Here is a 25,695-nt window from a genome sequence, read left to right as displayed (position 1 = left end):
TCTTAATCAGTGGACCACCCGCCTTGTCCGGGGGGGTTGGGGACAAAATCACTTTTCTTTGGCCGTCTCCACATCCGGTAAGAAAACCGTCAGGAGACCCAGGAGTGGTAAATATGCACAGGCATGGAAGACAAAGTTGATCCCCTGGTGATCGGCCACACTGCCGAGCACGGCTGAGCCGATTCCGGCGATGCCAAAGGCCAAGCCGAAGAATAGGCCCGCGATCATCCCGATCTTACCCGGCATCAGTTCCTGGGCATACACCAGGATGGCGGAGAAGGCCGAGGCAAGGATGAGCCCGATAAAGACACTCAGTATGGCGGTCATGGTCAGCCCGGCATGGGGTAACCACAGGGAGAAAGGTGCCACCCCGAGGATGGACACCCAAATCACTCTCTTGCGGCCGATGATATCACCCACAGGTCCCCCAATGATGGTGCCCGCAGCGACGGCAAACAGGAAAACAAACAGGTAATACTGAGACTGCTGCACGGAGACATGAAAGCGATCCATCAGATAAAAGGTATAGTAATTGGTTAGGCTGGCCAAGTACACGTACTTGGAGAAAACCAACATCACCAGCACTCCGACGGCGAGGGCCACCCGCATGGTCGATGGACCCTCGGTGTGACCGGTCACAAGGCTCCGCTTTTTATGCACGCGGTGCATGTTGCGAGCCTGCCACTGGCCGACCTGGAACAGTACCATGACACCGACCAAAGCGATGATGGAGAACCATGACAAAGCTGCCTGACCATGAGGAACAATGAACCAAGCGGCCAGCAGTGGACCGATGGAAGTGCCCGCATTGCCACCCACTTGGAACAACGACTGGGCCAACCCCCGGCGACGCCCTGCGGCCATGTGTGCGATGCGTGAGGCTTCAGGGTGAAAGACCGCTGAACCCGCGCCGACAAAGGCCGATGAAATCAGAATACTGGGGAAGCTGCTTGCTTTTGAAAGTGAAAGCAGGCCGATCAAAGTCATGCCCATGCCGATGGGCAGAGAGTAGGGCAGGGGTCTTTTATCCGTGATGTAGCCGACCAGTGGCTGCAAAAGGGAAGCGGTGACTTGGAAAGTCAGAGTGATGAGACCTAGCTGGGTGAAGGTAAGGCCATAGGACTGCTTCAGCACCGGGTAGATGGCAGGGAGTAGAGCCTGAATGGTATCATTCAGCATGTGGGAAAAGCTGATGGCGAAGAGCAGGGCAAACACGGTTTGTGTGGCATCCTGCTGCACCCGCATCAGCGGTGGTGAGTCCTCGATCACTGTCTCATTCATAAGGACGATGACCCTTCGCTTTGAACCCTCAAGCTTCAAATGACGTCCCTGGTATTAGTCGGGATCTCAATGGTATTTTTCTCGGATCAGTTCGCGAAACTCGGCGGGGGTATGCCCGGCTTCGCGACGGAAGAAACGGCTGAAATAAGATGGGTCTTGAAAGCCTATTTGATAGCCGATTTCGGAGATGCTCAAGTCGGAGTGCAAGAGCAGACGCTTGGCGTCGAGAAGTCTGCGCTGACGGATGAGATCACCGGCTGAACACCCAGTTTGCTCATGAATAACATCATTGAGGTGATTTGGGGTGATACCCAGTTTGCGGGCATAGGGGGCGAGGTTTTGCCACTCGCGGAAGTGATGCTCGATCGCGAGATGGAACTGACGCACCAGCAGGCTGGCACGCGAACTTTCATTCACGGCATGGTTCAGGGTATAGAGCCGCTTGGCCTCGATACAGATGATGCGCAGCAGGCAGCGAAGTGCTTCCTGGGCACCCTCTCGATCTTCCACATACTCGCGCTGCAAGTCACTGACTAGACTGGTGAGCCGGACGGCTTGCGAGGCTTTCACCTGGAACCAAGGGGCTGATTCCGCCGAGAAAAAGAACGGCATCTCGAACAACAAGCTTGGGGGTGGTGACTGATCATCAAAGAACGCCTGGGTGAACGAGGCAACGGTGCCACGCATGGAACTGGCGCTCGGAAAGATAGTGTGTACTTGGCCTGGGCTCAGAAAAAAGAGGGTGATGCCCGTGACATCATAATCCCGGAAATCGTGCATGAGCCTAGCGGGTCCCTGGATGAGAAAGAGTTGGAAGAAATCGTGAAAATGCGGAATCAGCCGCTGAGGTTCCTGATGCATGGAGACCTCCAAGGGCATCACGACAACGCCCTGAGCCCTCAAGCGATCATGACCGTAATCGCTCATCTGGAGGGAAGGGATGGTGCGGCGATTCATGCAAGGGGGTGGAGAACGGTCAGAGGGACTTTCTTCGGCCTGATCTCAGATCAAGCATCCTGTAGATGTGTTGGCGCTTCAAGCGTTGTGTTAAACCCAAGTGAGGGACCGGCTTCACATTAGCGTGAAGGCCTCCTGCCGTTTTTGCTGGGTGGGTAAAAGGTGCTGGCAATGACTAGGAGGAGTAGCAAAAGGCTCCAAGAGCCGATGAACGGGAATGCACAGGCCAACATCATCACTGACCATCCAATGAGTCGAAGCATGAAATTTCCTGGGTTCATGATAGTGCTTCTGTCTCGGCGATTTTTACTTCTTGGGAGTCTGTAACCAAGCACTCAGTGCGCGGATATTCTGCACCAAGGTGTCACTGTGAAGAACTCCCTCTTTAGGCGAGGTTTTTTTGCCATCGGCATCTCTCATGATACCTCGATCATCCTGTGTCTCAGCCCATGAACCATCGGGTTTTTGCTCGGAGAGAATCGTGGTTATGTCCTTGTCGGTAGGCGGAGAAGACCAGCGTTCCTTTTCAGTTCTTGGAAAGAATACGGGTTCATCCCGAAAGATCTTCCGGCCAATGTCCTCGATGGCGTCCAGCTCACTGTCCCAGACCCAGCCATAGTTCGAGGAGGCTTTCTTATCGCTATAGGTGAGCATGAAGCCTTTACCCCCTTCGCCACGCTCGAAGTAGAGGGGTTTGTTCGTTTGAAGTTCATAGAACCGAGCCACTTTATTTCCAGGTAACAACGACTTGCGAAGATAACGGATCGCCTTGGCTACGGGAGGAAGGTATGTTTTGTCGCCTGTCACGGCGCTGAGCTTGAGCAGCGCCCACATGGCAGCTTGGGACTCGCGACCACAGATCGCGCTTGGTTCGAACGCACGACTCCAAGCAGGATGCATCTCGGCATCGTATTGCTGAGCCCAGGCTGGTTGTGGATCGGGCATCTGAGCGAGTAGCAGAAAGTCGCCAGCCCGCTTAGCCACAGCTAGATATCGGTCATCCTGACGGAGCTGCCACGCGAGCAGAAAAGTGCTCATGAGGGTGGCGTGAGTGTTGTCATTCAGCACATAGCAACCGGTAAAGTCTTTGGGCCATTTTCTGGGCCAATCGGCAGGATAGCTGGCTGGCGTAAGAGGGTATTTGTCCATGGCGGGTGGGGAAGAAGGCCAGGTGTCAAAACTCGCGGACCAGCCACCCGCAGGATATTGAGCATTCATCAACGCCTGGAGGGCATAATCGGCGGCTTCATGGATTTCGGCATCCTCACCTTTCAAGGCATGATCTACCCGCACCAGTAAGCGTGTCGCTGCCTGGGTCACATCATCGTCCACGGTGGAGTAGTTCGTGTCTTTGTGTTCACGCTGCCGCCAGATGTGCCATCCTGCTTCTCCCTGGGGGAACTTTTTCCGCTCGATTAGCTTGCCGTCAATATCACGGCGATAGAGATGCTTCGCACGATTTTGCGGATCGAAATGGCCAGAGTAATCCCAGCCTCCCGAGGAGAGTTGGGTCCGGCTCAGAGCGTGAGCTGCCTCCACCGCTGCCTTGAGACACGCCTCATTCTTGGTCGCCTCATACGCATCCAGAAACGCCATACCCACGGCAGGGGTGCCCGGCGGCTGAATCCAGATCGTGTCCGGTCCCGGAATGCCTTCCGCCTCACGCAGGGTGAAGTCTGCGCTGTACCGATACACGTAACCGCCATGAGAAGCCGCGTTCTGGTGATAAAAAGCGACGCCTTTCACTAAAGCACGCTGGACATCCGCAGGTGTAACCGCAGGAAGCGCCGATGCTAGGCAGAGGTAAAGCAGGACACGTTTCATAAGCGAAAGTGTAAATGACCACCGAGCGATGATGCTGGAGGCGTCACAGGCCTAACAACAAGCACCAGTGGCGTGTGAAGCGAGCTTGGGGAACAGCCGGCTGATTGGGGCCGGATGACAAACCGTGATCTTTACAGAGAAGCGTGGGGGCCTGACAAGAAAAAACGAAGTCTGCTTTCGAGGTACCGCTACTCAAACCGATAACCCGCTCCATGGACGGTGCGGATGATCTTTGGATTGGCCGGGTCCGCCTCCACCCGCTTGCGTAGTTGAGAGACATGTTGATCCAGCGCTCGGCTTTCAGGGAAGTAGTCCACTCCCCAGACCTCGTCGGCCATGGTATTCCGGTCCACGACCTTGCCACGGCGGCTGTAGAGCAGTGTCAGCACTTTGACGTCGCGCGGGCTGAGTTGGATTTCTATCCCATCGCGATAGGCACGAAGCTCTGAGGGCACGATGCGAAGGTCGTCCATGGTGAACTCCTCCGTGACTTGCTTGCCTGTTGATCTGGCGGCGGTGCGGCGCATGATGGCTCGAATGCGGGCGATGATTTCTTTGACGCCAAATGGCTTGGTCATGTAATCATCGGCACCGAGCTCGAGGCCTAGCACGGTATCGATCTCCTCCGCTTTGGCGGTGATGAAAAGAATGGGCACATTCTCATCCATTTTGCGGATCTGCTTGCAGACTTCATAGCCGTTTTGCCCAGGCATCATCACATCCAGACAGACGAAGTCGGGCCGCGTCGCCCGGAAAAAATCCACAGCCTGTAAACCATCGCTCGCTGTGACGGTGTCATAACCTTCCATGCTCAAGACTTCGCGCAGGGCTTCACGCGTGTTGTTATCATCTTCGGCAATGAGGATCTTCATACAGGTTGGATAGGAAGTGTGAGGATGAATCTAGCGCCATCTTTATAGACGCTGCAAACTTCCAGTGAGCCGCCGTGTAAATCAGCCAATTCACGAGAGATGGTCAGACCGATCCCTGTACCGCTGACACCTTCATTGAGGTCGGATCGCAAGCGCTCGAAGGCCTCAAACACCATGCGCCGCTTGCCGCTCGGGATTCCTGGGCCACGATCTTCAATGATGATGCGGGCGGCACTGCCTGTGGTTTCCGTGCGGATGGCCACCCATTTGCCCTGGAAGGCATACTTTTCCACATTGGAGAGCAGGTTGCCGACGATTTGCTCCAGTGCATCTGCATCAGCCTGCATTTGAGGTGGCCCCTGTAGAGTGGAACGCACCTCAAATCCTTTCTTTTCCAAGAGCGGCTTCCAGTTACCTACGGCCCGGGCGATGACTTCATCCAACAAGATGGGTTTGGGCAGGATGGTCAGCTTATCGCGCTGCTGTCGTGCGTAGTTGAGCACGTTTTGGATGAGACGGTTCAGGCGCGCAGTTTCAGTCTCCACCACTTTCAAATGCCGAATGGCGATGCTATCTCCGCTATCCTCGATGCGGTGACTGGTCATTTCGGTATAAAGTTGAATGTTCGTCAGCGGTGTCTTCAGCTCATGAGAGATCTGGTTTACAAAGCTGACGCGCTGCTGGGCCAGTCTCAGTTCACGCGCATTTTCACGGAAGAAGGTCCAAGCCAAGGCTAAGACGAGCAAACACCCGGAGCCGACGCCTAACAAAATGGGGAAAAGATAAGGCTTGGGAAACTCGGTGGAGGCCGGGGTGTAGCTTAAGATCCACTGGGAAAGCGGAGCTGAGCATTCCCTGCTGGCGGCGGGTTTGCCAGTGGAGCCGGGGAGCAAGTTGCCCGCCACATACAGTGGGATGCCGCTCCGAGTGGTGAGTTGGAGCTTGCCGGGATAGCTTTCCAGCCCTGGAGGCGGCAGCCTGGAGTAGAGCGCCTTTCTCAAGGGCTGGCTCGCCAAGCGGGCGCAGACGATCTGACTGGGTGCAATCTGCCGCCAATAGATGAAGTCGCCATCCGTCACATGCCATCCTGAGCGGAAGTGATGGGGCTCGTCACGCCTTGCTAAGCTTTGACTGTCGTAGTTTTCGGTTCGAGCGAAAGTGAGCCAGAGGGATTGGCGGCTTCGATCCTGCTCTGAAATTTGTGCACCACTGAAGACTGGAAAAAAGGGTTCATCTGTATTGATCTGGCTTCTCGGAAGATTCTTCAGACTGGCCAGGATCGAAGTGGAGCGCGTTTGTGCATCAGCCCCGATGCTGGATGGCTCTCCAGGTTTGTTGTGAATGATTTGGACCCCTTGAGAGTCTCCTGCCACCCAGGTTTCTATGATCCAGGCTTCAGTCCCGAGCGTTGCTGCGAGCTTCTCGGGGACTTGATCGGTGCCAAGATTATCGAGACGATCCGTAAATAGTCTCAGATCGTGGACTAACTGATGATTCGCAGCGGCCAGTCGTTCTGCCAGCACGGACTGCATCGCCGTGTCGGTGCTGCGAGCCGCATCTCGAATCAGATACGTACCCAACCATGTCAGTAACGCCAATGGCGTGACGACGAGGAGGATGAGCAGAAGATTGGTGCGACGTTGCTGCATGGAATCGCTAACACGATAAAGCCAACTGGCGTTCGCAACAGCGAGTTTATGCAGAGAATTTTAATCCCCGATGAGAGAATCACGGCCCTATGGCATCGGTTTGTCCCATCGGGGTTGTAAAAAGCAACGGCTTATCTTTTTCCCGCGATCAAGCGATAGATAAAGAGCAGAACCAGTGAACCGAGAATGGATAGACCCAAGCCGCGGAGGTCAAAATTCTGCACAGTGCCCCAGCCAAGTTGGGTGCCGATCCAGCCGCCCACGGAGGCGCCGACGATGCCAAGGAGAATCGTGACTAAGCATCCGCCAGGGTCTTTGCCCGGCATGATGGATTTAGCAATAAGACCTGCGAGGAGGCCGAGGATGATCCAAGAGATGATGCCCATAATGTGCGAAGAGGCTTGATTTAAAGATGAAAATAAGATGGCCAACCGATCATCCATGCAGGGATCGGTCGGCCATTCTGAGTTCCTATTACTCGGTCACTTTTTCCACGGCGTCACGGACCCCCTCAGCAGGGCGATTGTCCAGAGCGTCGTCGATCTTGTCACCGACTTTTCCGGCAGGGCCTTTTTCTTCTTTGCAACTCACTGTGGTAAAGGTCACGGTCGCGGAGAGAACGGCCAGGGTAAGAATACGGATCAGTTTCATAAGTCAGGATTGTTCGGGTTGATGTTTGGGTGCGAGATGCACACTCAATCTCTCATTGCATCGCCTATGCCATGGAAATTAGAGAGGATTTAATCGTTTCATTGTCAATGGGTTGTGGTCTCAATGGGGGTTTGGTTGATGAGCTTTTCTGGGCAATTGGCACGGATGCAAAACGCCCAATGATGCAACTTGCGAATGGTCTTCGTGCGAAGGCGATGATGAGGATGGAATGGGATCGGGAAGCGAAAATTTAAAAAGACACTTTACTTAGTGTTTAAAATACACGTTCATAAAAACAGAATGAAACATGTTTATGAATACCCACGCGCCGCACTCACGGTGGACTGCGTCGTTTTTGGGTTCGATGGAGGTGAATTGAAGCTTTTGCTCATCGAGCGTGGCTTGGCTCCATTCAAAGGCTGCTGGGCCTTGCCAGGCGGCTTCGTGCGTGTGGATGAAACGCTGGATCAGGCCGCTTTGCGTGAGTTGGAAGAAGAGACCGGTTTGGAAAAGGTTTTCCTCGAGCAACTCTACACTTTCAGTTCGGTGGATCGAGACCCGCGTGAGCGAGTCATCAGTGTTGCCTATTATGCGCTGACGAAGCTGGCCGATCACCGCACCCGTGCTGCGACGGACGCCGCCGATGCCCAGTGGTTTCCCATCCCAGATGTGCCGTCCCTCGCGTTCGACCACGCTGACATCCTGACCACCGCCATCCAGCGTCTGCGCGGCAAGCTTCGTTATGAACCCATCGGCTTTGAACTCCTGCCCGCCAAGTTTACCCTCAGTCAACTCCAGCAACTCTATGAAGCGGTTTTGGGAACCGAACTCGATAAGAGAAACTTCCGCAAAAAGGTTCTCGGTTTCGACCTCCTCATCCCCCTCAACGAAACCCATCGCGAAGGCGCCCATCGCCCCGCCCAGCTCTTCCGCTTCGATCCCGTGCGGTATGGGAAGCTCAAGAAAAAGGGATTCTTGTTTGAGTTATGACCACCCTTTACCCCATCCACTCCCGCGATGGCCTAACAGCTGTCATGCGGAATGGCTACATGCCGAAATGGCTCCACTTTTGGGGCCATACTCCCTCCAAAGATGGTTCTTTGATCAAGACCTGTTTCAGCCAATGGTGGGCCGCGCACCCTTTCACCCTTGAAGGTGTCTCATACGCCACGGCTGAGCACTTCATGATGGCTGAAAAAGCCCGGCTGTTTCAGGACCAGTCGACCCTCAGCCGCATCCTCAACGCCAGATCTCCAGCGGAGGCCAAGAAGCTCGGCAGGTTGGTCCAAGGTTTCGATGACAGCGTCTGGAAAGCTGCCCGCTGGGACATCGTGGTGCAGGGCAACCTCGCCAAATTCGGTCAGCACTCCGACCTCAAAGCCTTTCTTCTTCAGACCGGAGACAAGGTCATCGTTGAGGCCAGTCCCTTTGATCGCATCTGGGGCATTGGCATGGGTGCTGAAAATCCAAACGCCACCAACCCGGCCCAGTGGAAAGGGCTGAACCTGCTCGGCTTCGCGCTGATGGAGGTCCGGGAGCGGCTGAGAGGTCTTTGAGAGATCACGCCACATTACTTTCGAGGCAGCTATGAACTTAAACATCTGTCACTACATCGAGCAGCAGGCTGACTGGCCACAAAGTGGTCGTCACATCATGGCTCAGTTCGATGATGAATCGATCATCGTCTATCAAGCCTATCGGCCTGCCATTGCACGTCATGCCGTGGAGAATCAGCGTTTCGGCGGTGAGTTCAGTTATGCCCGCATGAGCTGGATCAAACCGAACTTTCTCTGGATGATGTATCGTGCAGGCTGGGCCACGAAGGAAGGCCAGGAGCACATTTTAGCGGTGCGATTGAAACGCCTCTTCTTTGAGGAACTTTTGGAAAACGCCGTTGCCTCAAGCTTCGGAGCCAGCGGTTTTGATTCGCATGAAACCTGGAGTCACGCTGTGGCGCATTCGGATGTTCGTCTTCAGTGGGACCCCGACCATCATCCCAATGGCAACAAGCTGGAGCGACGGGCCATCCAACTCGGCCTTCGGGGTGAGATGCTAAACCGATACGGGAGTCAGGAGGTTCTCAGCATTGAAGACATCACTCCATTTGTAATTCAGCAACGGCAATGCCTTCCGGGTAATCTCGAAGAACTCCAGATGCCGTCGGAACAAGTTTTCCAACCCTTCAGTCCAAAGGCCGCAGAAACCGTTGGCTGCATGCCATGCCAGTAAAAATCAGCGCGGCGTCTTCATTCTTAACACATCATTTTCATGCAGTCGTTCAAACCACAACAACGCTCCCTCGGCGGCCTTTACGGCTCCCTGATTGGCGATGCCCTGGGTGTGCCCGTGGAGTTCAAACCGAGGGCTGATCGGGTTCGCGATCCCGTGACGGGCATGCGTGATTATGGCACCCATGGTCAGCCTGCGGGCACGTGGTCGGACGATGGGGCTTTGCTCCTCTGTTCGGTAGAGAGCCTGATCGAAAAAGGCTTCGATACCCAGGATATGGGCAAACGGTTTGTCCGGTGGTATGCCAAGGGGTTATGGACAGCTCACGGCACGATCTTTGATATCGGCATTGCCACCCGCAAAGCTCTGCGATTAATCGAAGAAGGCTGTCCTGCGGAGCTCGCGGGTGGGCAGGACCAATACGATAATGGTAATGGCTCGCTGATGCGGATCCTGCCTGTGGCTCTGGCGGGGCTTAGTTTGGATGAAAATGTGTTCTGTGATCAGATCGAACGCGCCTCGGCCATCACCCATGGACATGAGCGGTCGAAGATGGCCTGCGTTTTCCATGGCATGCTGACTCGCGGTTTGATGGCAGGTCTTTCGGTTCAAGATACCCTTGATCAAACACGTCGTGACTTTGGACGCCGTTATCAGGATTCGCCTGAGATCTCGGCCTTTCGAGACCTGCTTCACGCGGACATTGCCACCTGGCATGAATCCGAGATCCTTTCAGGAGGTTATGTGATGGAAACTCTCACAGCCTCGGTGTGGTGTTTGCTGACCACGCAGAGTTTTTCCGAATGCGTGCTCAAAGCGGTGAATCTCGGTGATGACACCGATACCACCGGCTGTGTCGCCGGAGGCCTAGCAGGGCTGCTTTACGGCATGGACGGCATCCCTGCCGAGTGGATGGCCAAACTCTGTCGGTCTAAAGATTTAGAGACTCTTTTTGTTAGGTTTAACCAACAGTTTATTACCCATGAAACCTGAAACCCTCTGGCACGTGACCGTGCTGTCGAACTGCGGCGGAACTGATAACTAAAAAATGAAGGCTGGTCATCATCGCATCCTCGGTTGTCTCTTGGGCACGGCAGTAGGTGATGCCTTGGCGTTGCCCATGGAGGGGATGTCGAGAAATCGAGTGCGGCGTTTCATGGGGCAGAGAGAGCTTCGTCATCGGCTGTTTTTTGGACGAGGCATGTTTAGCGATGACACGGAACACACGCTCATGGTGGCCATCGCCTGGTTGCAGAATCCGGAAGATCCGGCTGCGTTTCAGCGGTCCTTTGCCTGGTCGTTGAGGTGGTGGCTGGCGGCACTGCCCGCCGGAGTGGGTATGGCTACGGCCAGAGCGGTGATCAAGCTCTGGCTAGGTTTCTCTCCATCTCATTCAGGTGTTCGTTCAGCAGGCAATGGAGCGGCCATGCGCAGTGCGATTCTCGGGGCTTTATTAACTGATCGGCCGGAACAACGAAGACACTTTGTTCTGGCTTCATGCAGACTGACCCACACCGATCCGAGGGCTGAGGAAGCTGCTCTCTTGGTGGCGGAGGCTGCGGCTCTGGCCGTCCAGAGTGTTGATTCAAAAACCGTTCTTGAGAACCTTCGTCCTTTGGTCAGCAGCGAGGACATGCACATGCGCTTCGGGAAGCTGGAAGAAGCCCTTCAAGCCGGGTTGTCGGTATTAGAATATGCGGCAGCGATTGGTTGTGACCAGGAGGTCTCCGGTTTTGCGCCGAATACAGTTGCTGTGGCCCTTTACGCTTGGCTGAAACATCGTGGAGACTTTGCCCAGATGATCACCCAGGTCATTCGTTGCGGTGGGGATACCGATACGGTCGCCGCCATTGCGGGGGGCATCAGTGGCAGCGAAGTCGGTGAGTCGGGAATCCCTGATCAATGGCTGAAGAATCTTCGGGATTGTCCCAGATCCGTCGGCTACATCCGCGCGGTAGCGAAGGCGTTATCGCAGCGATGGGGCGGTGGATTGGTCGAGAAACCGCAGCTTTACTGGCCACTCGTCCTTCCTCGCAACATGGTCTTCTTGCTCATTGTCGTGGCACATGGCTTTCGACGTCTCTTCTTACCTCGTTGATCCACCTCATGAACACTCCAACTCCTCGAACCGCAGGCTTTCGTTTTTCGCGCGTGGATGCCGTCGTGCTTGGGGTGGCGGCCGTGCTGACCGTTTGGCTTGACGCGCAAAAGTATATGCTCGCTTGGATCGTGCCCGTGGTGGTGGGGCACTTCTTCTTGTTTTGCAATGTGTTCCGCGTCTGGCGAAATCGAGAGTTCCTGTGGGCGGCTCTATTCGTTCTCAATGTGTTTTATCATGCCTTGCATGGCCATCTGTCGTGGTGGCCTGTCACGGGTTGGCAGTTGATCGTCACGCTGATGGTGATCGGGTCGGAAATCCGCTCGCCGTGGTATCACGGCGTGGGAGCTACATGGCTTAACCCTCGGTTGCAGGACTATCTCAACCACCGTCTGTGATTTCAAACTTCCTTCATGTCATGAATTCGAATACCCCACTTCTCACGGATCTTTATCAGCTCACCATGGCCGCCGGATACTGGAAATGCGGCAAGGCGGAACAGGAGGCTGTGTTTCATTTGTTCTTCCGCCGTTTACCGTTCGCTGGAGGTTATGCGGTGGCGGCGGGTCTGGGAGATGTGGTGGCTTGGTTACAAGGCTTTCGCTTTGAGGCATCGGACTTGGAGTATCTCGCCACTCTGCCTGGACGGGATGGTAAGCCTTTGTTCTGCCAAGGCTTTCTGGACTATCTGGCTCAGATGAAGTGGCAGTGTGATGTGGATGCGATCCCTGAGGGAACGGTGGTGTTTCCGCATGAACCTTTGATCCGAGTCAAAGGACCTCTGATCCAAGCTCAGTTGATCGAGACGGCTTTGCTGAACATCGTGAACTTTCAGACCTTGATTGCGACGAAGGCGGCTCGTGTGTGCTTGGCGGCTCAGGGAGAACCGGTGCTGGAGTTTGGCCTGCGTCGGGCCCAGGGGCCGGATGGAGCGGTGATGGCCAGTCGCGCGGCTTTCATCGGAGGCTGTGCTTCGACTTCGAATGTCTTGGCGGGAAAGATCCATGGCATTCCTGTGCGCGGCACGCATGCGCACTCGTGGGTGATGTCATTTGAAACCGAGCTGGAGGCCTTTGCAGCTTATGCTGAGGCGATGCCTAACAATTGTGTCTTTCTTGTGGATACCTATGACACTCTGGATGGGGTGCGCCATGCGGTGGAGATCGGTCAACGTCTCCGTGAGCAAGGGCACGAGATGGCAGGCATTCGGCTGGATTCGGGAGATCTGGCGTGGTTGAGCGTTGAAGCACGTCGCCTGTTGGATGCGGCAGGATTCCCAGACGCATTCATCGTCGCCAGTAACGATTTGGATGAGCACTTGATCGAGAGCCTCAAGCACCAGGAGGCCAAGGTTAATGTGTGGGGAGTCGGCACACGGCTTGTGACCGGTGGGGAACAGGCTGCACTCGGAGGCGTTTACAAATTGGGAGCCATCCGCAATGCACAAGGGGTGTGGGAACCCAAGATCAAACTGAGTGAGCAAGCCATCAAGGTGAGTAACCCAGGCATCCAGCAGGTGCGGCGTTACATGCTGAATGGCGAGTTTCGGGGTGATGCGATTTATGATGAAGAAGCGGGTTGTCCTGAGGTGGTGGAGATCCAGCATCCGGTGGATCCACAGCGCAGTAAAAGCATTCCTGAAGAGGCCAGTCATGAAGATCTGCTGAAGCCTGTCTTCAGAAATGGGAAGCGGGTGATGGACTTGCCGACGCTTCCGCAAATCCAAGCGCATTGCCGAGAGCAACTCACTCATCTGCACCCCACGATCAAACGTCTGCTCAATCCCCACAGCTACACCGCCGGTGTGGAGCGATCCCTACACGAAAGGAAGTTGGCGATGATCGCCACAGCTAAAACGCATCATTGAGAGAAAGTCGAAACCATGAAAGCAATTCAATATATCTCTGGAGATGCGACTGCGCCTAAAGGCGGAGAGGCGAAAATCATCGTTCATGTTTGCAATGATATCGGCGGATGGGGAGCAGGATTTGTTTTGGCCATTTCAAAACGGTGGTTACAACCCGAGCAACAATATCGTGCTTGGCACAAAGCTGGAGAATGGCATGGCATTCCCTTTGAGCTTGGACGAGTTCAGTTTGTTGCCGTGCAAGATGATCTCCTGGTTGCGAATCTTATCGGCCAACAGGGAATACGGCGGCAGAGACATGTGCCTCCTATACGCTACCAAGCAGTTGCGGAGGGATTGATCGCAGTTGCACAGAAGGCAAAAGAACTCGGTGCTTCTGTTCACATGCCCCGCATTGGTTGTGGATTGGCAGGCGGACGTTGGGAAGAGATAGAACCTCTGATCAAACGTCATCTTGCTGATCAAGACGTCAGCGTAACTGTTTATGATTTTATTGCCTCATGAAAACCCTTCTTCTCATTGATCTACAAAATGACTTCATGCCAGGAGGTGCCTTGGCGGTGCCGGGCGGGGATGAGATCATTCCGGTGGTGAATGAGTTATTGCCGCAGTTTGATTTGATTGTGGCCACGCAGGATTGGCATCCGACGGATCATGGTAGCTTTGCGATCAATCACCCAGGCAGGGAAGTGTTTGAACAAGCTACGCTAGACGGACTGCCGCAGACTTTGTGGCCGGTGCATTGTGTGCAAAACACGGAGGGCGCCTTGTTTGCCCCCGGCCTCGATACGCGCCGGATCAAGCGAGTCTTCACCAAGGGGATGGACCCTCGGATCGATAGCTACAGTGGTCTCTATGACAACGGACACAAGGCCTCGACCGGGATGGGGGAATGGCTCAAAACCGAAGAGGTGACAGAGCTGCATGTGGCCGGAGTCGCTACGGATTACTGCGTGAAGTTTACCGTCTTGGATGCGCTGGCCGAAGGCTTCAAAGTGAACCTCATCGCCCGTGCTTGCCGAGGCGTGAATCTGCAAATGGGAGATGTGGATCTGGCCCTCACCACGATGGAGGCTGCGGGCTGCGCGATCATTTAACGTCGGGGTTCACCAAGCGATCTCCTCGCGGTCGCGGAAAAACCTGCTCGTGAGTTGATGGGCGGCCTCGGTGGCCAGCCAGACAATGCCTGCAGCTCCCTCCTCGGGGCTACGCGGTGCACCTTCACCTCCCATCTCGGTGCGGCACCATCCGGGGCAAACGGAATTGACGGCGATGTTGGATTCGGAGAGCTCCGTGGCCCAGACGCGGGTGACGGCATTGACGGCGGTCTTGCTGATCTGATAAGCCGGTGCCCAGACACTCCCTTGCATGCCTGATAATTGGCCTGCTCCGCTGGAGACATTGATGATGCGCGGGGCTGCAGACGCTTTAAGCAGAGGGGTAAAGGCCTGGATCATGGCGTGAACAGCCATGACATTGGTCTGCAAGGTCTCCTGCAATTGTTGAACGGATGTTTCCGATGGTTTCTGGTAATGATCCAGGAGGATGGCGGCATTGTTGATGAGCATGTCCAACCGCCCGAATTCTTGTCGAACCTTTTGTTGGGCCTGTTCGATGGAGGATGGCGAGGTGACGTCCAGAGGCAGAAACTGAACATGGCCGCTCGCGGAGAGCTGCTGCGCCGCCGCCTGACCACGGTCTGCATTCCGAGCGGCTAAGAGAACGTAGTGTCCCCGCTGCGCAAGTTGTCGCACCACCTCCAAGCCAATCCCCTTGGCGGCCCCAGTGACAAGAGAAACGGGTATGTCCATGTCTGAACATACCCGTGAATGCGAATTGAGAAAGGCTGAGCCCATGAATGGACGCCTTTCAGGATGGCGTGCGTTATTTCAGTTCCTTGATGCGGATGTTTCGCCACATGACTTGTTTGCCGACCGCTTCAGTTTTCTTGCCAATGCCGTGCACTTGAAGGGCGATCACGCCTTTGGCAGTCATGCCATCGGTGAGTTCTGCGGCCGGCACCCCGTTGATGAAGGTCTTGATGCTATCGCCTTTGCACTCAATGCGGGCTTGGTTCCACTCACCTTGTTTGAAGGCTTTGCGTGCGGCTTCATTGTCCTTCAAATCAAAGAGCCAACCCCGACGTCCTTCATCATACACGCCGCCGGTGTAGGCACGTGGGCTGGGATCGATCTCGAATTGATAACCATGCACGCGGTCTGCGGGGAACTTTTTCTTTTTCCCCGCAATCTCCACTTCGGTTTCTTTCGTGTAGTAGTTGCTCCGGAACTGGATGCCGGAGTTCATGGAAGGGTCCACTTTGAATTCCAGTTCGAGGATGAAGTCGCCGTATTTCTTGGCGGTGCAGAGAAAGGAGTTGCCCGTATTAGGCACGGTCGTGCCGACGATGGCCCCTCCTTCAATATGGTATTCCGCCGTGCCGCTGTGCTGTTCCCAACCCATGAGAGTGTGGCCATCGAAAAGAGGCACGAAGCCATCTTCTGCGCGGGCTGAGGAGAGAAGCGCCAAGGCAGCGAGAGAGAGAAACAAGGAGGATTTCATGGTGGGCTGAGGGAACGTCCGCCCACCCGATGATCTGGCGGAATATTTGATCTTCCGATCAACTCAAAGCTTCCCACATCGGATGGGTATCCGCATACATGCGGAAGCGTTGGACCTTCCCCTCATGCAGATCATAGACGTGAGCCACCGCGACACGCATGGCCTTGCCCGTGGCTGGCGCGGTGCCGGAGTAATGACCGAGCACGACCACTCGATGGTCCCCCGAGGCGAGCATCTCTTCCTCGGTGAAAGCGAAGCCCGTCCAGCGTTTAGCATTGGCTCGGAACACGTTTTCAATGACGGAGGCAGGGCCATGCCAAGTAGAACCCCCAGGGAAACCGGCGCTCTGCTGCCAGACGAGGTCTGGGGCGCTGATGGCGAAAAAGGCGGCGTCATCAGCCGCCCGCATGGCGCGGTAGAGTTCCTGGATGGTTTCAATGGCAGTCATGAGAGAGGGGAGGGGGCGAGATCCTGAGTGCGCACACGGGTGCCTAACCAATAGCTGATGAAAGAGGCTGCTACAGCCGCGTAACCCACATGGTTGTAGTGCAGCAGTTCTCCCGAGGGAGCTGTGGAAACAAGCACGCCTGCCAGACTGGCGGCGACACCAGCTCCGAGGTCACGCACACAGGTATTCAGGCTCATGAAGGCACCACGCTGAGCGGGTGGCACGGCCAGTGATCCGATGGCCTGAGCTGGCACGAAGCGGCCGCTGGCAAAGATGAAAAACAGCCCACTCAGAACCAAGGTGCCTGCCATGGGCAGACGGGGGGCGTGGCTGATGGCGAGCACCACGCCGGCGGCCACGATGATCATGATGCCCAGCACCTGGATGCGACCATGGCGATCCGCCAGTTTCCCCACCAGGGGACCGGTGAAGATGGACAGCACACCGCCAATCAAATAAACCAGCGAAAGGTGCTGCTCAGGGAAACCGACATTGTGCACCAAGAACGGGGAGAGCAGGGGGATCATCACCATGTGCCCCATGACCAGCATGAAGATAAACAGCAGGGCCCAGCCTGCATTGACATTGCGCAGCAGCGCCCAGAACGCAGCGCCTCGATGGGCGGCACTGGTTTTAAGATGCTCACGAACGGGAGGCAGGTAATACCACAGCAGGAGCCAGCCGATGGCTCCGATGCCAGCGACGACGAAAAACGGGGTCTCCCAAGTGAACTTTTGAGCGAGGTAAAGACCGAGCGGCACTCCAAGAGCTGCGGCTGCCGAAAAGGCGGTCATGATGATCCCCATGCCAGCCGCGCGACGCTCAGGAGGGACGAGATCACTGACGATGGCTAGAATCAGCGCCCCGGAGACACCCCCGAAGGCACCGCAAAGGATGCGTGCCTGAGACAGCGCCTCGGCGGTATGGGACAGGCCACAGGCGATGGTGCCGAGGATAAAGCCGATGTAGCTGAAGAGGAGGAGCTTACGCCGATCAAAGCGGTCCATGAAAGGCGATGCCAAGAGGCCGACTAAACCTGCGGAGAAGGTGTAGGCGGCCACCAGAGCGCTGAAGCGATCCGGCCCGATGTTCAGTTCACGCATGAGCTGCGGTCCCAGAGGCATCATGACCATGAAGTCCATAATGTGGGTGAACTGCACCGAGGCTAGGAGGATCAGGAGGGCTTTTTCTGAGAGCTGCGGACGTTTAATGGGCATCGCGCGGCTCCCTGGCTGAAGGCTTGAAACAAAGGTTGGGGGACATGGTTGGGAGTCTTTTCGTAACAAAGAGAGCCGCAGGCGAAATCAATCGCCCAGATCGTTTTCGAGAACGATACGATAACGAGCTTTGCCTGAGCGCAGATGCTCGAGAGCATCATTCGCTCGCGACATGGGGAAGGTTTCGGTGGTCGGGGCGATGCCGTGACGGGCACTGAATTCCAGCATGGTGTCCACGGTTGCTGGGCTGCCAATCGGTGAACCTGAAACGGACTTCTGCCCGCCGATCATGGGAAAGGCGGCGAGGTCGAGCGGCTCTAAGACTGCACCTACGGTGTGCAGACGCCCTTTAGGCTTCAGAGCGGCGATGTAGGTGTTCCAGTCGAGACCCACATTGGTGGTGTTCAGGATGAAGTCGAAGCTGCCCGCAGCTCTCTTGAGGTCACTGCTATCTCGAGAATTCAGAGTGCGATGTGCGCCCAGCTCCAAAGCTTCCGCCCGCTTGGCATCACTGCTGGTGAAGGCGACCACTTCGCAGCCCCAAGCACGAAGGAATTTGAGGGCTAAGTGTCCCAGGCCACCGATGCCGATCACGCCTACACGGTCAGTGGGTTTGACACCGAACTGGAGGATGGGATTGAAGACCGTGATGCCCCCACAGAACATTGGACCCGCTTTGTTAGCATCCAAGCCCTCGGGGATGGGATTGAGCCATGTCCACTGAGCACGCACCCGTGTGGCGAAGCCGCCGGGGCGTCCCACGATGGTGCTCTCAGCCGTTGGGCAGAGGTTTTGATTGCCTGAAAGGCATTGCGGACAGGCGCCGCAACTCCCCGAGTTCCAGCCTAGGCCGACACGATCGCCGATTTTGTGTCGCTTGGTATTCGCGCCCAGGGCCACCACCTTGCCGACGACTTCATGCCCTGGAACGAACGGGTAACTGGAGATGCCCCAGTCATTGTCGAGCATGGACAGGTCACTGTGACAGATGCCACAAGACTCCACGGCAATCTCGACTTGATCATCACCCAGAGGGCCTGGGGTATATTCATAAGCTTGAAGCGCTTGTTTGGAACCGAAGGCGGCCAGGGCTTTGATGGGAGTGCTCATAGAAGAATCAGGAGGATGTGGCTAAGGTTTGTCTGTCAGGGTCTGATGAAGTTCCCAGGCGGAACGCTCCACCCAGTTATGCGAAAGTTTGCCGTCACGCACTTCCCAGATGGCGATGCCGCTGAAACGGACCGGCTTGCCGTCGTCGGGTGTGCCTAACATGCCGTGATTGATGCCCGAGGCTTGCCAGCGGGAGACGACACGGGTGCCGTCTGCACTGGCGAAAGTTTCAAAAGGCATCAGCCGGGAATGCCCCAGTTTCTTGTGAAACCCGCTGAGCCATTCTTTGAAGGCTGCCTTGCCGACGATGTCTCCAGAGGGATTTGTGATGACGAAGTCATCGGTCAACAGCTCGTCCACGGCGCTGAGATCGTGCGGAGGATTCCACACCCGCAGCCAGAATTCCTTTAGCAGAGCCACGGAAGGATGGTCCTCCTTTTGGGGCAGCAGTTGTTTCACAAAGGCCACCAACTCCGCAGGTTCCGCACGGGCCCTGTAATCGGCCTCCAGAAAGGCATAACGAATGATGCCATCCTGGCTGATGATGTAGGTGGCGGCCAACGGCAGCGTGTCATCCCCTGCCGCGCTGCCATTGTAGGCGAGCAGATCAAAGTTCCTTTTGTATTGATCACGAACCTCCGGGGTCAGTTTGAAAACGATACCGTAACTCTGCGCCACCTGATGGTTTAAGTCGGTCAGCACCTGGAACTGGAGTTTGTTCTTTTCGGCGGTGCTAAGGGTCTTATCGGGTAGTTCCGGAGTCAAGGCCACGAGCTGGGCTCCGCCTTTCTCGAATTCCGGCAGCACCTTTTGGAGGGCTCGAAGGCTGAGATTGCAGTAGGGACACCAGCCGCCGCGATACCAGGTGAGCACCACGGGGCCGTTTTCCAAAAGCTCATGCAAGGCCACAGACTGCCCTTTAGCATCCTGAAGCGTGAAGTCGGGAGCTTTCTCTCCCGCTTGTTTGGCTGACGAGAGAATCCCGGAGTTGGACACAGCCTGGATGCCTGCTGCGTAAGCCGTTTGGACTTCCTGGGGAACTCTGGCTGCAAACTCTGCTTTGCGGGCCTCCAACTGTTGTTGAAGCGTTTCCTCTGCCAAGGCAGCAGTGGAATAAAGAGTCAGGACAGGCAGCCATTTCCAGAGGGGGTGGGAATTCATCATGCGGGTCTTCATTAGGGATCAAGCTTTGCCGCCGAAGGTCACATGGTCATCGAAGTCGAGGTAGTCAAACCACGTGCTAAGGTCTTCACGGTCGGCTCCGCCACCATTGGCGATCTGCTGACTCACAAATTCCCGGTTTTCATTGTCGGCAGGGGCAGCGCTTTCACGATAGGCACTCCACTGGGCAATCTCCCAGTCGCTGTGCTGATGCTGCCGATTTTTGAGAATCCAGGCGAGCACTTCACCATCGCCGATGCCTTTAGCGACCTCCGCCTTAAGGGCTTCGTGATCAATGCCAGCGAAGTCCATGAAACGGCGGTCCATGGGGCAATTGTAATGGTATTCACCCGCAGTGCCAGCGATCTCGGCGCGGCATTTGTCCAGCAGACGAGGCAGCAGGACATAACCACCGAGCCGGACACGCGGGCTGCGGGGAGGACGTTGGGTGAGGTTCATAGCCTAACGATGTGGTTGTTATCGCCGAGGATTTAAGCTGCGAGGGCAGACTCAATGAACGATTTGCTGCGCACGCCAGTGATCACATTCACGGGTTGGCCGTTCTTGAAAACGATCAAGGTCGGGATCGCCCGAACACCAAACCGATCGGCGAGTTCAGGATGTGCATCGATGTCCACCTTGGCGATGGTCGCACGGTCGCCCTGCTCACTGGCGATTTGATCCAGGATAGGGGCCAGCATGCGGCAAGGGCCACACCACTCGGCCCAGAAATCCACGAGGACAGGTTTGTCGGTGGCGGCGATGGCATCGTTGAAGGTTTGAGAGGTCAGAGCTTGGGGTTTCATAAGATAGATCGTTGGAGGTTGATTGTGAAATAGACCAGTCGGTTGATTGGTGGGGAAAGAGCGCCTATGGGGATAGGAGTTGTTTGAGGAAGGCCACCGCTTCTCGCAGGGGTGCGACGCTGCGCGTGGTGGCGGCGCGCTGCATGGCACCTGTCCAGAGGTCGAGAATGACGGGGCCGATTTCTTCGGGTTGGATCTGGGAAGTGATCTTGCCTTTTTCGATGCCCTCCTGGAGCAGCTTTTCAAAAATACCAGCCCAGGTCCGAGTGCCTTCGGCGAGGACCTCACGCATCGGCTCGCTGAAATCAGTGACCTCGGAGGACAACTTAACTAGGAGGCAGGGGCATTTGCCCTGGCACTCCAGGGAACGGGCAATGTTGGACTCCAGGTAGGTGAGGAGTCGCAGTAATGGGTCTGGCTCAGGATTGGGAGGCAGAAGCAGCCGTGATTTATAGGCGGTGGACTCGGCGACATAGTGTCTGAGTAACTCGACCCCGAATTGCTCCTTGGACTCAAAGTGGTGGTAAAAGGAGCCCTTGGGCACCTGCACGGTCTTGAGGATCTCGTTGAGCCCGACCGAATGGAAGCTCTTCTCAAGCATCAGCCCCTTGGCTGCGTCGAGGATGCGCTCCTTGGTGGTTCTATCGCTCATAGATAGCGAATCAATAGACCAATTGGTCTATATTGTCAAGTCGCGAGACAATTTTCGAAAAAGCAGAGGCTCAAGCCTCTTCGGAAGGGGCTTTTTCGTCCGGCAGAGGTTCGCCTGGAGGGGCTTCTAGAGGCGGCTCCTCAGGCTCTGGCTCAGCTGGTGGGGCCGTTTCCTCTTCCTGGGCGGGAGTGGGAGGCGATTCGGTCGTGGCTGGGGTGCTTGCCTCACTTTCGCCAGCTTTGACCAGCTTACCATCCGGAGTGAATTTCATGCCGACGGCCTTAGCTGCATCTGCCGCAGGGCCGCCAAAGCCGAGCAAGGTGGCGACTTCATCTTGCACCTGAGCCAGCTCATGGAGGTGCAGATCTGGATCACGAACCATGAAAACCTCGCTGGTCTTCTTGTTCTCATAAAACAGCATGCGTCCGTGCTCGGTTTCTTTTGTAGCAGTCGGGCTCAAAATGCGTTTCCGCTCCAGCATGAGCACCAGGATGTAGCGGGCGTTTTCGGTTTGCGGTTCGTCTTCCTCAATGAACCGCTGGAGTAGGGCCATGGCGCTCTCTTTGCTGGTGACCTCGGGCTTGGGTTCATTGATTTGTGGCGTGTAAGTGGTGCGCCAATAGGCAACCGGTGTGCGCTGAGAAAGCTCTTCCTTCCAGGAATCCAAGCCAACATCACGCCTCAAGTAGCCATTCGTTTCAGGATCGAAGTAAATGGCGGTATGAAACACCTCTCCTTCTTGGAAGGGCCGCCCGGACAGAGCGCACTGGTGAGAGCGTGAACGGATGGACCAGTTTTGAATCATCGGAGACGGCAGATGCTGGCTGGTTTAAGACGAAACGGTTCGGGCATTGCGGGGGCGAGCCACCTGCGCCACGCGCTTGGTCAACCCACTGATCTTGAATCGAGGCAGGTCCTTGTTTTGGCTGCGATAATGCAGCAGGACGATGCCCAGTGCGATGAAGACGAGATTGGGGATCCAGGGGGCAAACCATGCTGGAACGTGACCGCCTTTCCCCAGATTTAGGCACAGGTTGTTCAGGAACAAGACGCCAAAGAAAATGAAGATCGAGCCTGCGATACCGCCGACAGCTCCACGTCTGGAATAGGCGATGCCCAGAGGCGCCGCCACCAGCGCTAAGGCAAAACTCTGCCAGGGAAGAGCAAAGCGATGATGGTAATGCGCCCGGAACGGAGCGAGTTTATCCGACCCATCTTTCGGGTGGGCTTTCAGATAGGAAACGATTTCCGGCACCCCCATGTAATCGGGTTTCAGGGCGTAGCTGACCATGCTCCAAGGAGTTTCCTCGAAAGTGGTGACCTCCAATGAAGAAGCACCTGAAGCATCTTTCGGAAAAGGTTTGATCTCACGGGCTTGGCCATTTTCATACAACACGACTTTACCGTCATAAAAGCGCCATAACCCCCCCGGCCACCACATGGCGGAGTCCGCATGAATCACGCGCGTGACTTGACCATCGCGCCCCATCTCACGGACCTGCACCCCACGGAGACGCTCGCCGTGAAGTGAAAAGGGAAGGGTGGACACGAACCAGACGCGGCCACTGGCGGGATCACGATAAAGAACCGATGCCGCGCGGATGGAATCCTTCTGCTTGGCACCCAGAGCTTTCATCACGGCTTCCCGGTTGCCCTCCGCACGAGGCGCCCAGTGATAGTTGGCAGCGAGGCTCATCACGCAGACCGCAATGACGACGGCGAACACAGGCTGCAAAATCTGGCTGACGCTTCGCCCCGCACTCAGCATCGCGACGATCTCATTCGCCCGAGACATTTTCGTGAGGGTGTAGAGCACAGCCAGCAGGAGAGAGGCGGGCATCACCGAGACAAAAATGAAGGGCAGGACCCCCAGGTAAAACTTCACCACACGGCCCAGGCTGGATTGAGCCTCCTGGAACTCCTTCAAGTTATCCAGCAGATCCATGATGATCCACAGCGAGGCGAAGGCAACAAAGCAGAAGACCAAGGGAGCCAGGAAAGTGCGCAGCGTGTAGCGGGCCAGCGCCCCGCTGCGCACATAATAATGCAGCAGCATGGGCGGGCACACACAGGCCACGTAGATCATGACGATCTTCATCCAGTAGGCCGTCATTGCCGGAGGCTCACCCATCTCCGTCATCTGCATGGCACCGAGTTGGTGAGCGATGTCGGAGCAGATCGCCCAGGCGGCAACCGAGAAGGAGGCCACCCAGGATGGCATGACCAGTTCCGAAGGATGCCCCCAACGGCGGAGCAGAACGAACACATACACCAGACCGCCGACCAGCATCCACGTGTCCAGATACGGAAGCACGAGGCTCACGGTCTTCAGCAGAGGGCCAGCGGGTCCCACACCGGATTGGGCCACCAGTTTACCCGCTTGCACTTCATAGCCAGCGACTTCAGGTGGATGATCCAGGTGATGTCCCTGAGTGATCAGCAGCAGCATCACCAGCAGAGCCAGAGAAAAAGCCGAGCGGCCCAGAAATGGCCAAGTGCGCACCCGGTGCGCGACGGCTCGGAGCTTTTTCGGGATGGGTGAAAGCCAGGTCATTACGTTCGTCCCTCCAGACTTGGCGAGGATGGGCACTCCTGCAAGGGCGGACCCGCAGTGATCCTTGAGTGCATGCTGTCCACATCACGAAATGATGCTTGTGGAGCCGAGTGTCGGATTTGAACCGACGACCTGATGATTACAAATTGTTTTATTGAATGTTTGCTCCTGATCCCTTATATTATCTGGTGAGCACAAATAAACAAGCTCCTACAAGGGAGAAACGACCAAAGGAGGATATCAGATCGGACCAAAACAGCACAGGTAAGATCTCAAAAACTGCACAGAAAATGCACAGCTACCCAAAGGGGGATGTGCGGCATTGGCAGGAGCGAGTGAGGAAGGTGGATTCTCCTGATTACAGCGTTCAGATAGCCTATCGGGGACAGCGGCATCGATTTCCGCTTGGCACCCCCATCAAGGAAGCCGCAGCCAAAAAGGCACTGAGCATTTATCAAATGCTTCGCAGCAATGGCTGGGAGGATGCATTGTTAAAATTCAAGCCCGCGTCGGCGTCACCGGTTAAAGGAGCGACGGTGGGCGATTTGCTAGCAGCGGTGACGGAGCTGTCAAATGTGAGAGCAACGACGTTGCGCGGCTATGTCGCAACCTTCAGACGCATCGTGGCCGATGTCGAAGGCATTGAGGCTACAGCAGGCCGTTTTGCTCGCTGCGGTGACAGTCGTAGCACCTGGCTCACCGCCGTGGATGCTGTGCAGTTGGCAAAACTTACTCCTGATCGGATTGAGGCTTGGAAACTCCGCTACGTCAGCAGCCGGGCAGGCAGAGATGAGACCAAAGCACGCGCTGCTCGCAACAGTGCAAATTCACTCATCCGCATGGGCAAGAGCCTCTTTGCAAAACGCCTTTTGCGTCTGGTCACCAACCGTGTCGTTCTACCGTCCCCACTCCCATTTGACGGAGTGGACCTCTATCCACGTCAGTCGATGCGCTACGTTTCAACCATGAACGTCGAATCTCTCCTCTCAGCCGCACGTAACAAACTGGCGGTTGAGGACCCTGAGGCATTCAAAGCATTTTTGCTGGGGCTATTTGCTGGTCTGCGGCGGAACGAAGCGGACAAGCTCCGTTGGGAATCCGTGGACCTCGACGCAGGTTTGATCCGCGTAGAATCCCAAACCGATTTTGCTCCCAAGGCCGAAACCAGTTTGGGTGAAGTGCCCATAGATGCTGAAGTGACAGAGATCTTAAAGAAGCTCAGAACGAGTGATCCAAACGCCATTTATGTCATGGCCGCCGATCCACCCAAACGGAAATTCAAAGTGCCGCGACCTGTCCCAACGACCGAGGCGGCGGAACCAACCTGGAGTAAGTACAGGGCTGACCAAAGTTTTACTCGCCTCGTCACATGGTTGCGTAAGCACGGTGTCAAGGCCCGCACGCCTCTGCACACGTTGAGGAAGGAAGCTGGCTCACAGATCGCCGCAAAAGATGGACTATTAGACGCTTCCCGGTTCCTACGTCATGCCGACGTTGCCATCACGGCACAGCATTACGTTGCCCAAAAGAAGCGCGTCACTGTCGGACTCGGATCATTCCTAGCCACCAACACTGGCAATCGCCAGAACTTGCCCCAGTCACGAGCGAAGCCAAAAAACACAAAATCCGGTCAAAAGTCAGGTAAGCGAGGGACTTGATTTTTTGATCGAGAGATTGGAATCAATGAGACAAAATTTCTGTCCAGGTAATATAATTTATAAAACACAAAATAATTTTCACTGCCGGTGGCCCTTCTC

The 25,695-nt window shown here is 55.8% G+C and carries 28 protein-coding genes; 10 read left to right on the top strand and 18 right to left on the bottom strand.

All coding sequences use genetic code 11. The features are described 5' to 3' along the window. Positions 1-48: 48 nt before the first annotated feature. From B5D61_RS05715 to B5D61_RS26135, 7 genes are all read right to left on the bottom strand, one after another. Positions 49-1,281 carry an MFS transporter gene (locus tag B5D61_RS05715; RefSeq protein ID WP_078812362.1) on the bottom strand — a complete coding sequence of 411 codons (1,233 nt, stop codon included), beginning with the start codon at positions 1,279-1,281 and terminating at the stop codon, positions 49-51. Between the two features lie 66 nt (positions 1,282-1,347). Further along, a complete protein-coding gene (locus B5D61_RS05710) occupies positions 1,348-2,238 on the bottom strand; it encodes a helix-turn-helix domain-containing protein (RefSeq protein WP_078812361.1) in 891 nt (296 codons plus the stop codon). A gap of 306 nt (positions 2,239-2,544) precedes the next feature. Beyond that, on the bottom strand, positions 2,545-4,062 hold the full coding sequence (locus B5D61_RS05705) for a hypothetical protein (protein WP_078812360.1): 1,518 nt from the start codon (positions 4,060-4,062) through the stop codon (positions 2,545-2,547). Positions 4,063-4,250: 188 nt separating this feature from the next. Next, on the bottom strand, positions 4,251-4,934 hold the full coding sequence (locus tag B5D61_RS05700) for a response regulator transcription factor (protein WP_078812359.1): 684 nt from the start codon (positions 4,932-4,934) through the stop codon (positions 4,251-4,253). Then, positions 4,931-6,583 (bottom strand): sensor histidine kinase, encoded by a 1,653-nt coding sequence (locus tag B5D61_RS05695; RefSeq protein WP_078812358.1) that lies wholly within the window; start codon positions 6,581-6,583, stop codon positions 4,931-4,933. Before B5D61_RS05695 ends, B5D61_RS05700 begins: the two co-directional genes overlap by 4 nt. Before the next feature lie 131 nt (positions 6,584-6,714). Beyond that, positions 6,715-6,969, bottom strand: coding sequence for a GlsB/YeaQ/YmgE family stress response membrane protein (locus B5D61_RS05690; RefSeq protein WP_078812563.1), 255 nt, complete (start codon positions 6,967-6,969; stop codon positions 6,715-6,717). Positions 6,970-7,057: 88 nt separating this feature from the next. Further along, the gene (locus B5D61_RS26135; protein ID WP_176159242.1) at positions 7,058-7,234 is read right to left on the bottom strand and encodes a hypothetical protein; all 177 of its coding nucleotides are present in this window, start codon (positions 7,232-7,234) and stop codon (positions 7,058-7,060) included. A gap of 300 nt (positions 7,235-7,534) precedes the next feature. On the opposite strand from B5D61_RS26135, the gene B5D61_RS05680 reads away from it, so the two are divergent. Genes B5D61_RS05680 through pncA form a run of 9 tightly spaced genes read left to right on the top strand, consistent with a single transcriptional unit; the run spans position 7,535 to position 14,525 of the window. After that, positions 7,535-8,224, top strand: coding sequence for an NUDIX hydrolase (locus B5D61_RS05680; protein WP_078812356.1), 690 nt, complete (start codon positions 7,535-7,537; stop codon positions 8,222-8,224). Beyond that, positions 8,221-8,790, top strand: coding sequence for a riboflavin biosynthesis intermediates N-glycosidase (locus B5D61_RS05675; protein WP_078812355.1), 570 nt, complete (start codon positions 8,221-8,223; stop codon positions 8,788-8,790). Before B5D61_RS05680 ends, B5D61_RS05675 begins: the two co-directional genes overlap by 4 nt. Positions 8,791-8,821: 31 nt before the next feature. Further along, a complete protein-coding gene (locus B5D61_RS05670; protein ID WP_078812354.1) occupies positions 8,822-9,463 on the top strand; it encodes a DUF4291 domain-containing protein in 642 nt (213 codons plus the stop codon). 39 nt (positions 9,464-9,502) lie between these two features. Beyond that, on the top strand, positions 9,503-10,456 hold the full coding sequence (locus B5D61_RS05665) for an ADP-ribosylglycohydrolase family protein (protein ID WP_078812353.1): 954 nt from the start codon (positions 9,503-9,505) through the stop codon (positions 10,454-10,456). 55 nt (positions 10,457-10,511) lie between these two features. Beyond that, positions 10,512-11,561, top strand: a complete 1,050-nt coding sequence (locus B5D61_RS05660) for an ADP-ribosylglycohydrolase family protein (RefSeq protein ID WP_078812352.1) — start codon at positions 10,512-10,514, stop codon at positions 11,559-11,561. 8 nt (positions 11,562-11,569) lie between these two features. Beyond that, positions 11,570-11,959, top strand: coding sequence for a hypothetical protein (locus B5D61_RS05655; protein WP_078812351.1), 390 nt, complete (start codon positions 11,570-11,572; stop codon positions 11,957-11,959). Positions 11,960-11,979: 20 nt separating this feature from the next. Next, a complete protein-coding gene (locus B5D61_RS05650; RefSeq protein WP_078812350.1) occupies positions 11,980-13,428 on the top strand; it encodes a nicotinate phosphoribosyltransferase in 1,449 nt (482 codons plus the stop codon). A 15-nt stretch (positions 13,429-13,443) separates the two neighbouring features. Further along, entirely contained in the window at positions 13,444-13,932 is a 489-nt protein-coding gene (locus tag B5D61_RS05645) for a macro domain-containing protein (protein ID WP_078812349.1), read from the top strand. After that, complete coding sequence (gene pncA, locus B5D61_RS05640) at positions 13,929-14,525, top strand: bifunctional nicotinamidase/pyrazinamidase (RefSeq protein ID WP_078812348.1); 597 nt, start codon at positions 13,929-13,931, stop codon at positions 14,523-14,525. The genes B5D61_RS05645 and pncA overlap by 4 nt, the downstream gene beginning before the upstream one ends. A gap of 9 nt (positions 14,526-14,534) precedes the next feature. Here pncA and B5D61_RS05635 read toward each other — a convergent pair whose 3' ends face one another. The 11 genes from B5D61_RS05635 to B5D61_RS05585 all read right to left on the bottom strand — a co-directional run bounded on the left by B5D61_RS05635 (position 14,535) and on the right by B5D61_RS05585 (position 23,938). Next, positions 14,535-15,239: an SDR family oxidoreductase gene (locus B5D61_RS05635; RefSeq protein WP_078812347.1), complete on the bottom strand. Its 705-nt coding sequence runs from the start codon at positions 15,237-15,239 to the stop codon at positions 14,535-14,537. Between the two features lie 73 nt (positions 15,240-15,312). Continuing rightward, on the bottom strand, positions 15,313-15,990 hold the full coding sequence (locus tag B5D61_RS05630; protein ID WP_078812346.1) for a 3-keto-disaccharide hydrolase: 678 nt from the start codon (positions 15,988-15,990) through the stop codon (positions 15,313-15,315). Between the two features lie 58 nt (positions 15,991-16,048). Further along, a complete protein-coding gene (locus B5D61_RS05625) occupies positions 16,049-16,438 on the bottom strand; it encodes a nuclear transport factor 2 family protein (protein ID WP_078812345.1) in 390 nt (129 codons plus the stop codon). After that, positions 16,435-17,655: an MFS transporter gene (locus B5D61_RS05620; protein WP_078812344.1), complete on the bottom strand. Its 1,221-nt coding sequence runs from the start codon at positions 17,653-17,655 to the stop codon at positions 16,435-16,437. The genes B5D61_RS05625 and B5D61_RS05620 overlap by 4 nt, the downstream gene beginning before the upstream one ends. A gap of 87 nt (positions 17,656-17,742) precedes the next feature. Further along, entirely contained in the window at positions 17,743-18,765 is a 1,023-nt protein-coding gene (ahr, locus tag B5D61_RS05615) for an NADPH-dependent aldehyde reductase Ahr (RefSeq protein ID WP_078812343.1), read from the bottom strand. 21 nt (positions 18,766-18,786) lie between these two features. Further along, the gene (locus B5D61_RS26610) at positions 18,787-19,929 is read right to left on the bottom strand and encodes a redoxin domain-containing protein (protein ID WP_217698920.1); all 1,143 of its coding nucleotides are present in this window, start codon (positions 19,927-19,929) and stop codon (positions 18,787-18,789) included. A gap of 18 nt (positions 19,930-19,947) precedes the next feature. Beyond that, on the bottom strand, positions 19,948-20,385 hold the full coding sequence (locus tag B5D61_RS05605) for a DUF5069 domain-containing protein (RefSeq protein ID WP_078812342.1): 438 nt from the start codon (positions 20,383-20,385) through the stop codon (positions 19,948-19,950). 32 nt (positions 20,386-20,417) lie between these two features. Further along, a complete protein-coding gene (trxA, locus tag B5D61_RS05600; protein ID WP_078812341.1) occupies positions 20,418-20,732 on the bottom strand; it encodes a thioredoxin in 315 nt (104 codons plus the stop codon). Positions 20,733-20,796: 64 nt separating this feature from the next. Continuing rightward, positions 20,797-21,384 (bottom strand): TetR/AcrR family transcriptional regulator, encoded by a 588-nt coding sequence (locus B5D61_RS05595; protein WP_078812340.1) that lies wholly within the window; start codon positions 21,382-21,384, stop codon positions 20,797-20,799. A 70-nt stretch (positions 21,385-21,454) separates the two neighbouring features. Further along, entirely contained in the window at positions 21,455-22,189 is a 735-nt protein-coding gene (locus B5D61_RS05590; protein ID WP_078812339.1) for a hypothetical protein, read from the bottom strand. 24 nt (positions 22,190-22,213) lie between these two features. Continuing rightward, positions 22,214-23,938, bottom strand: coding sequence for an LptF/LptG family permease (locus B5D61_RS05585; RefSeq protein ID WP_078812338.1), 1,725 nt, complete (start codon positions 23,936-23,938; stop codon positions 22,214-22,216). A 158-nt stretch (positions 23,939-24,096) separates the two neighbouring features. Here B5D61_RS05585 and B5D61_RS05580 point away from each other — a divergent pair, with 158 nt between their 5' ends. After that, entirely contained in the window at positions 24,097-25,596 is a 1,500-nt protein-coding gene (locus B5D61_RS05580) for a tyrosine-type recombinase/integrase (RefSeq protein WP_078812337.1), read from the top strand. Positions 25,597-25,695 lie beyond the last annotated feature (99 nt).

Origin of the sequence: Prosthecobacter debontii (genome assembly GCF_900167535.1) — a bacterium.
GTDB lineage: Bacteria > Verrucomicrobiota > Verrucomicrobiia > Verrucomicrobiales > Verrucomicrobiaceae > Prosthecobacter > Prosthecobacter debontii.
This window is presented reverse-complemented; position numbering and strand designations above follow the sequence as displayed.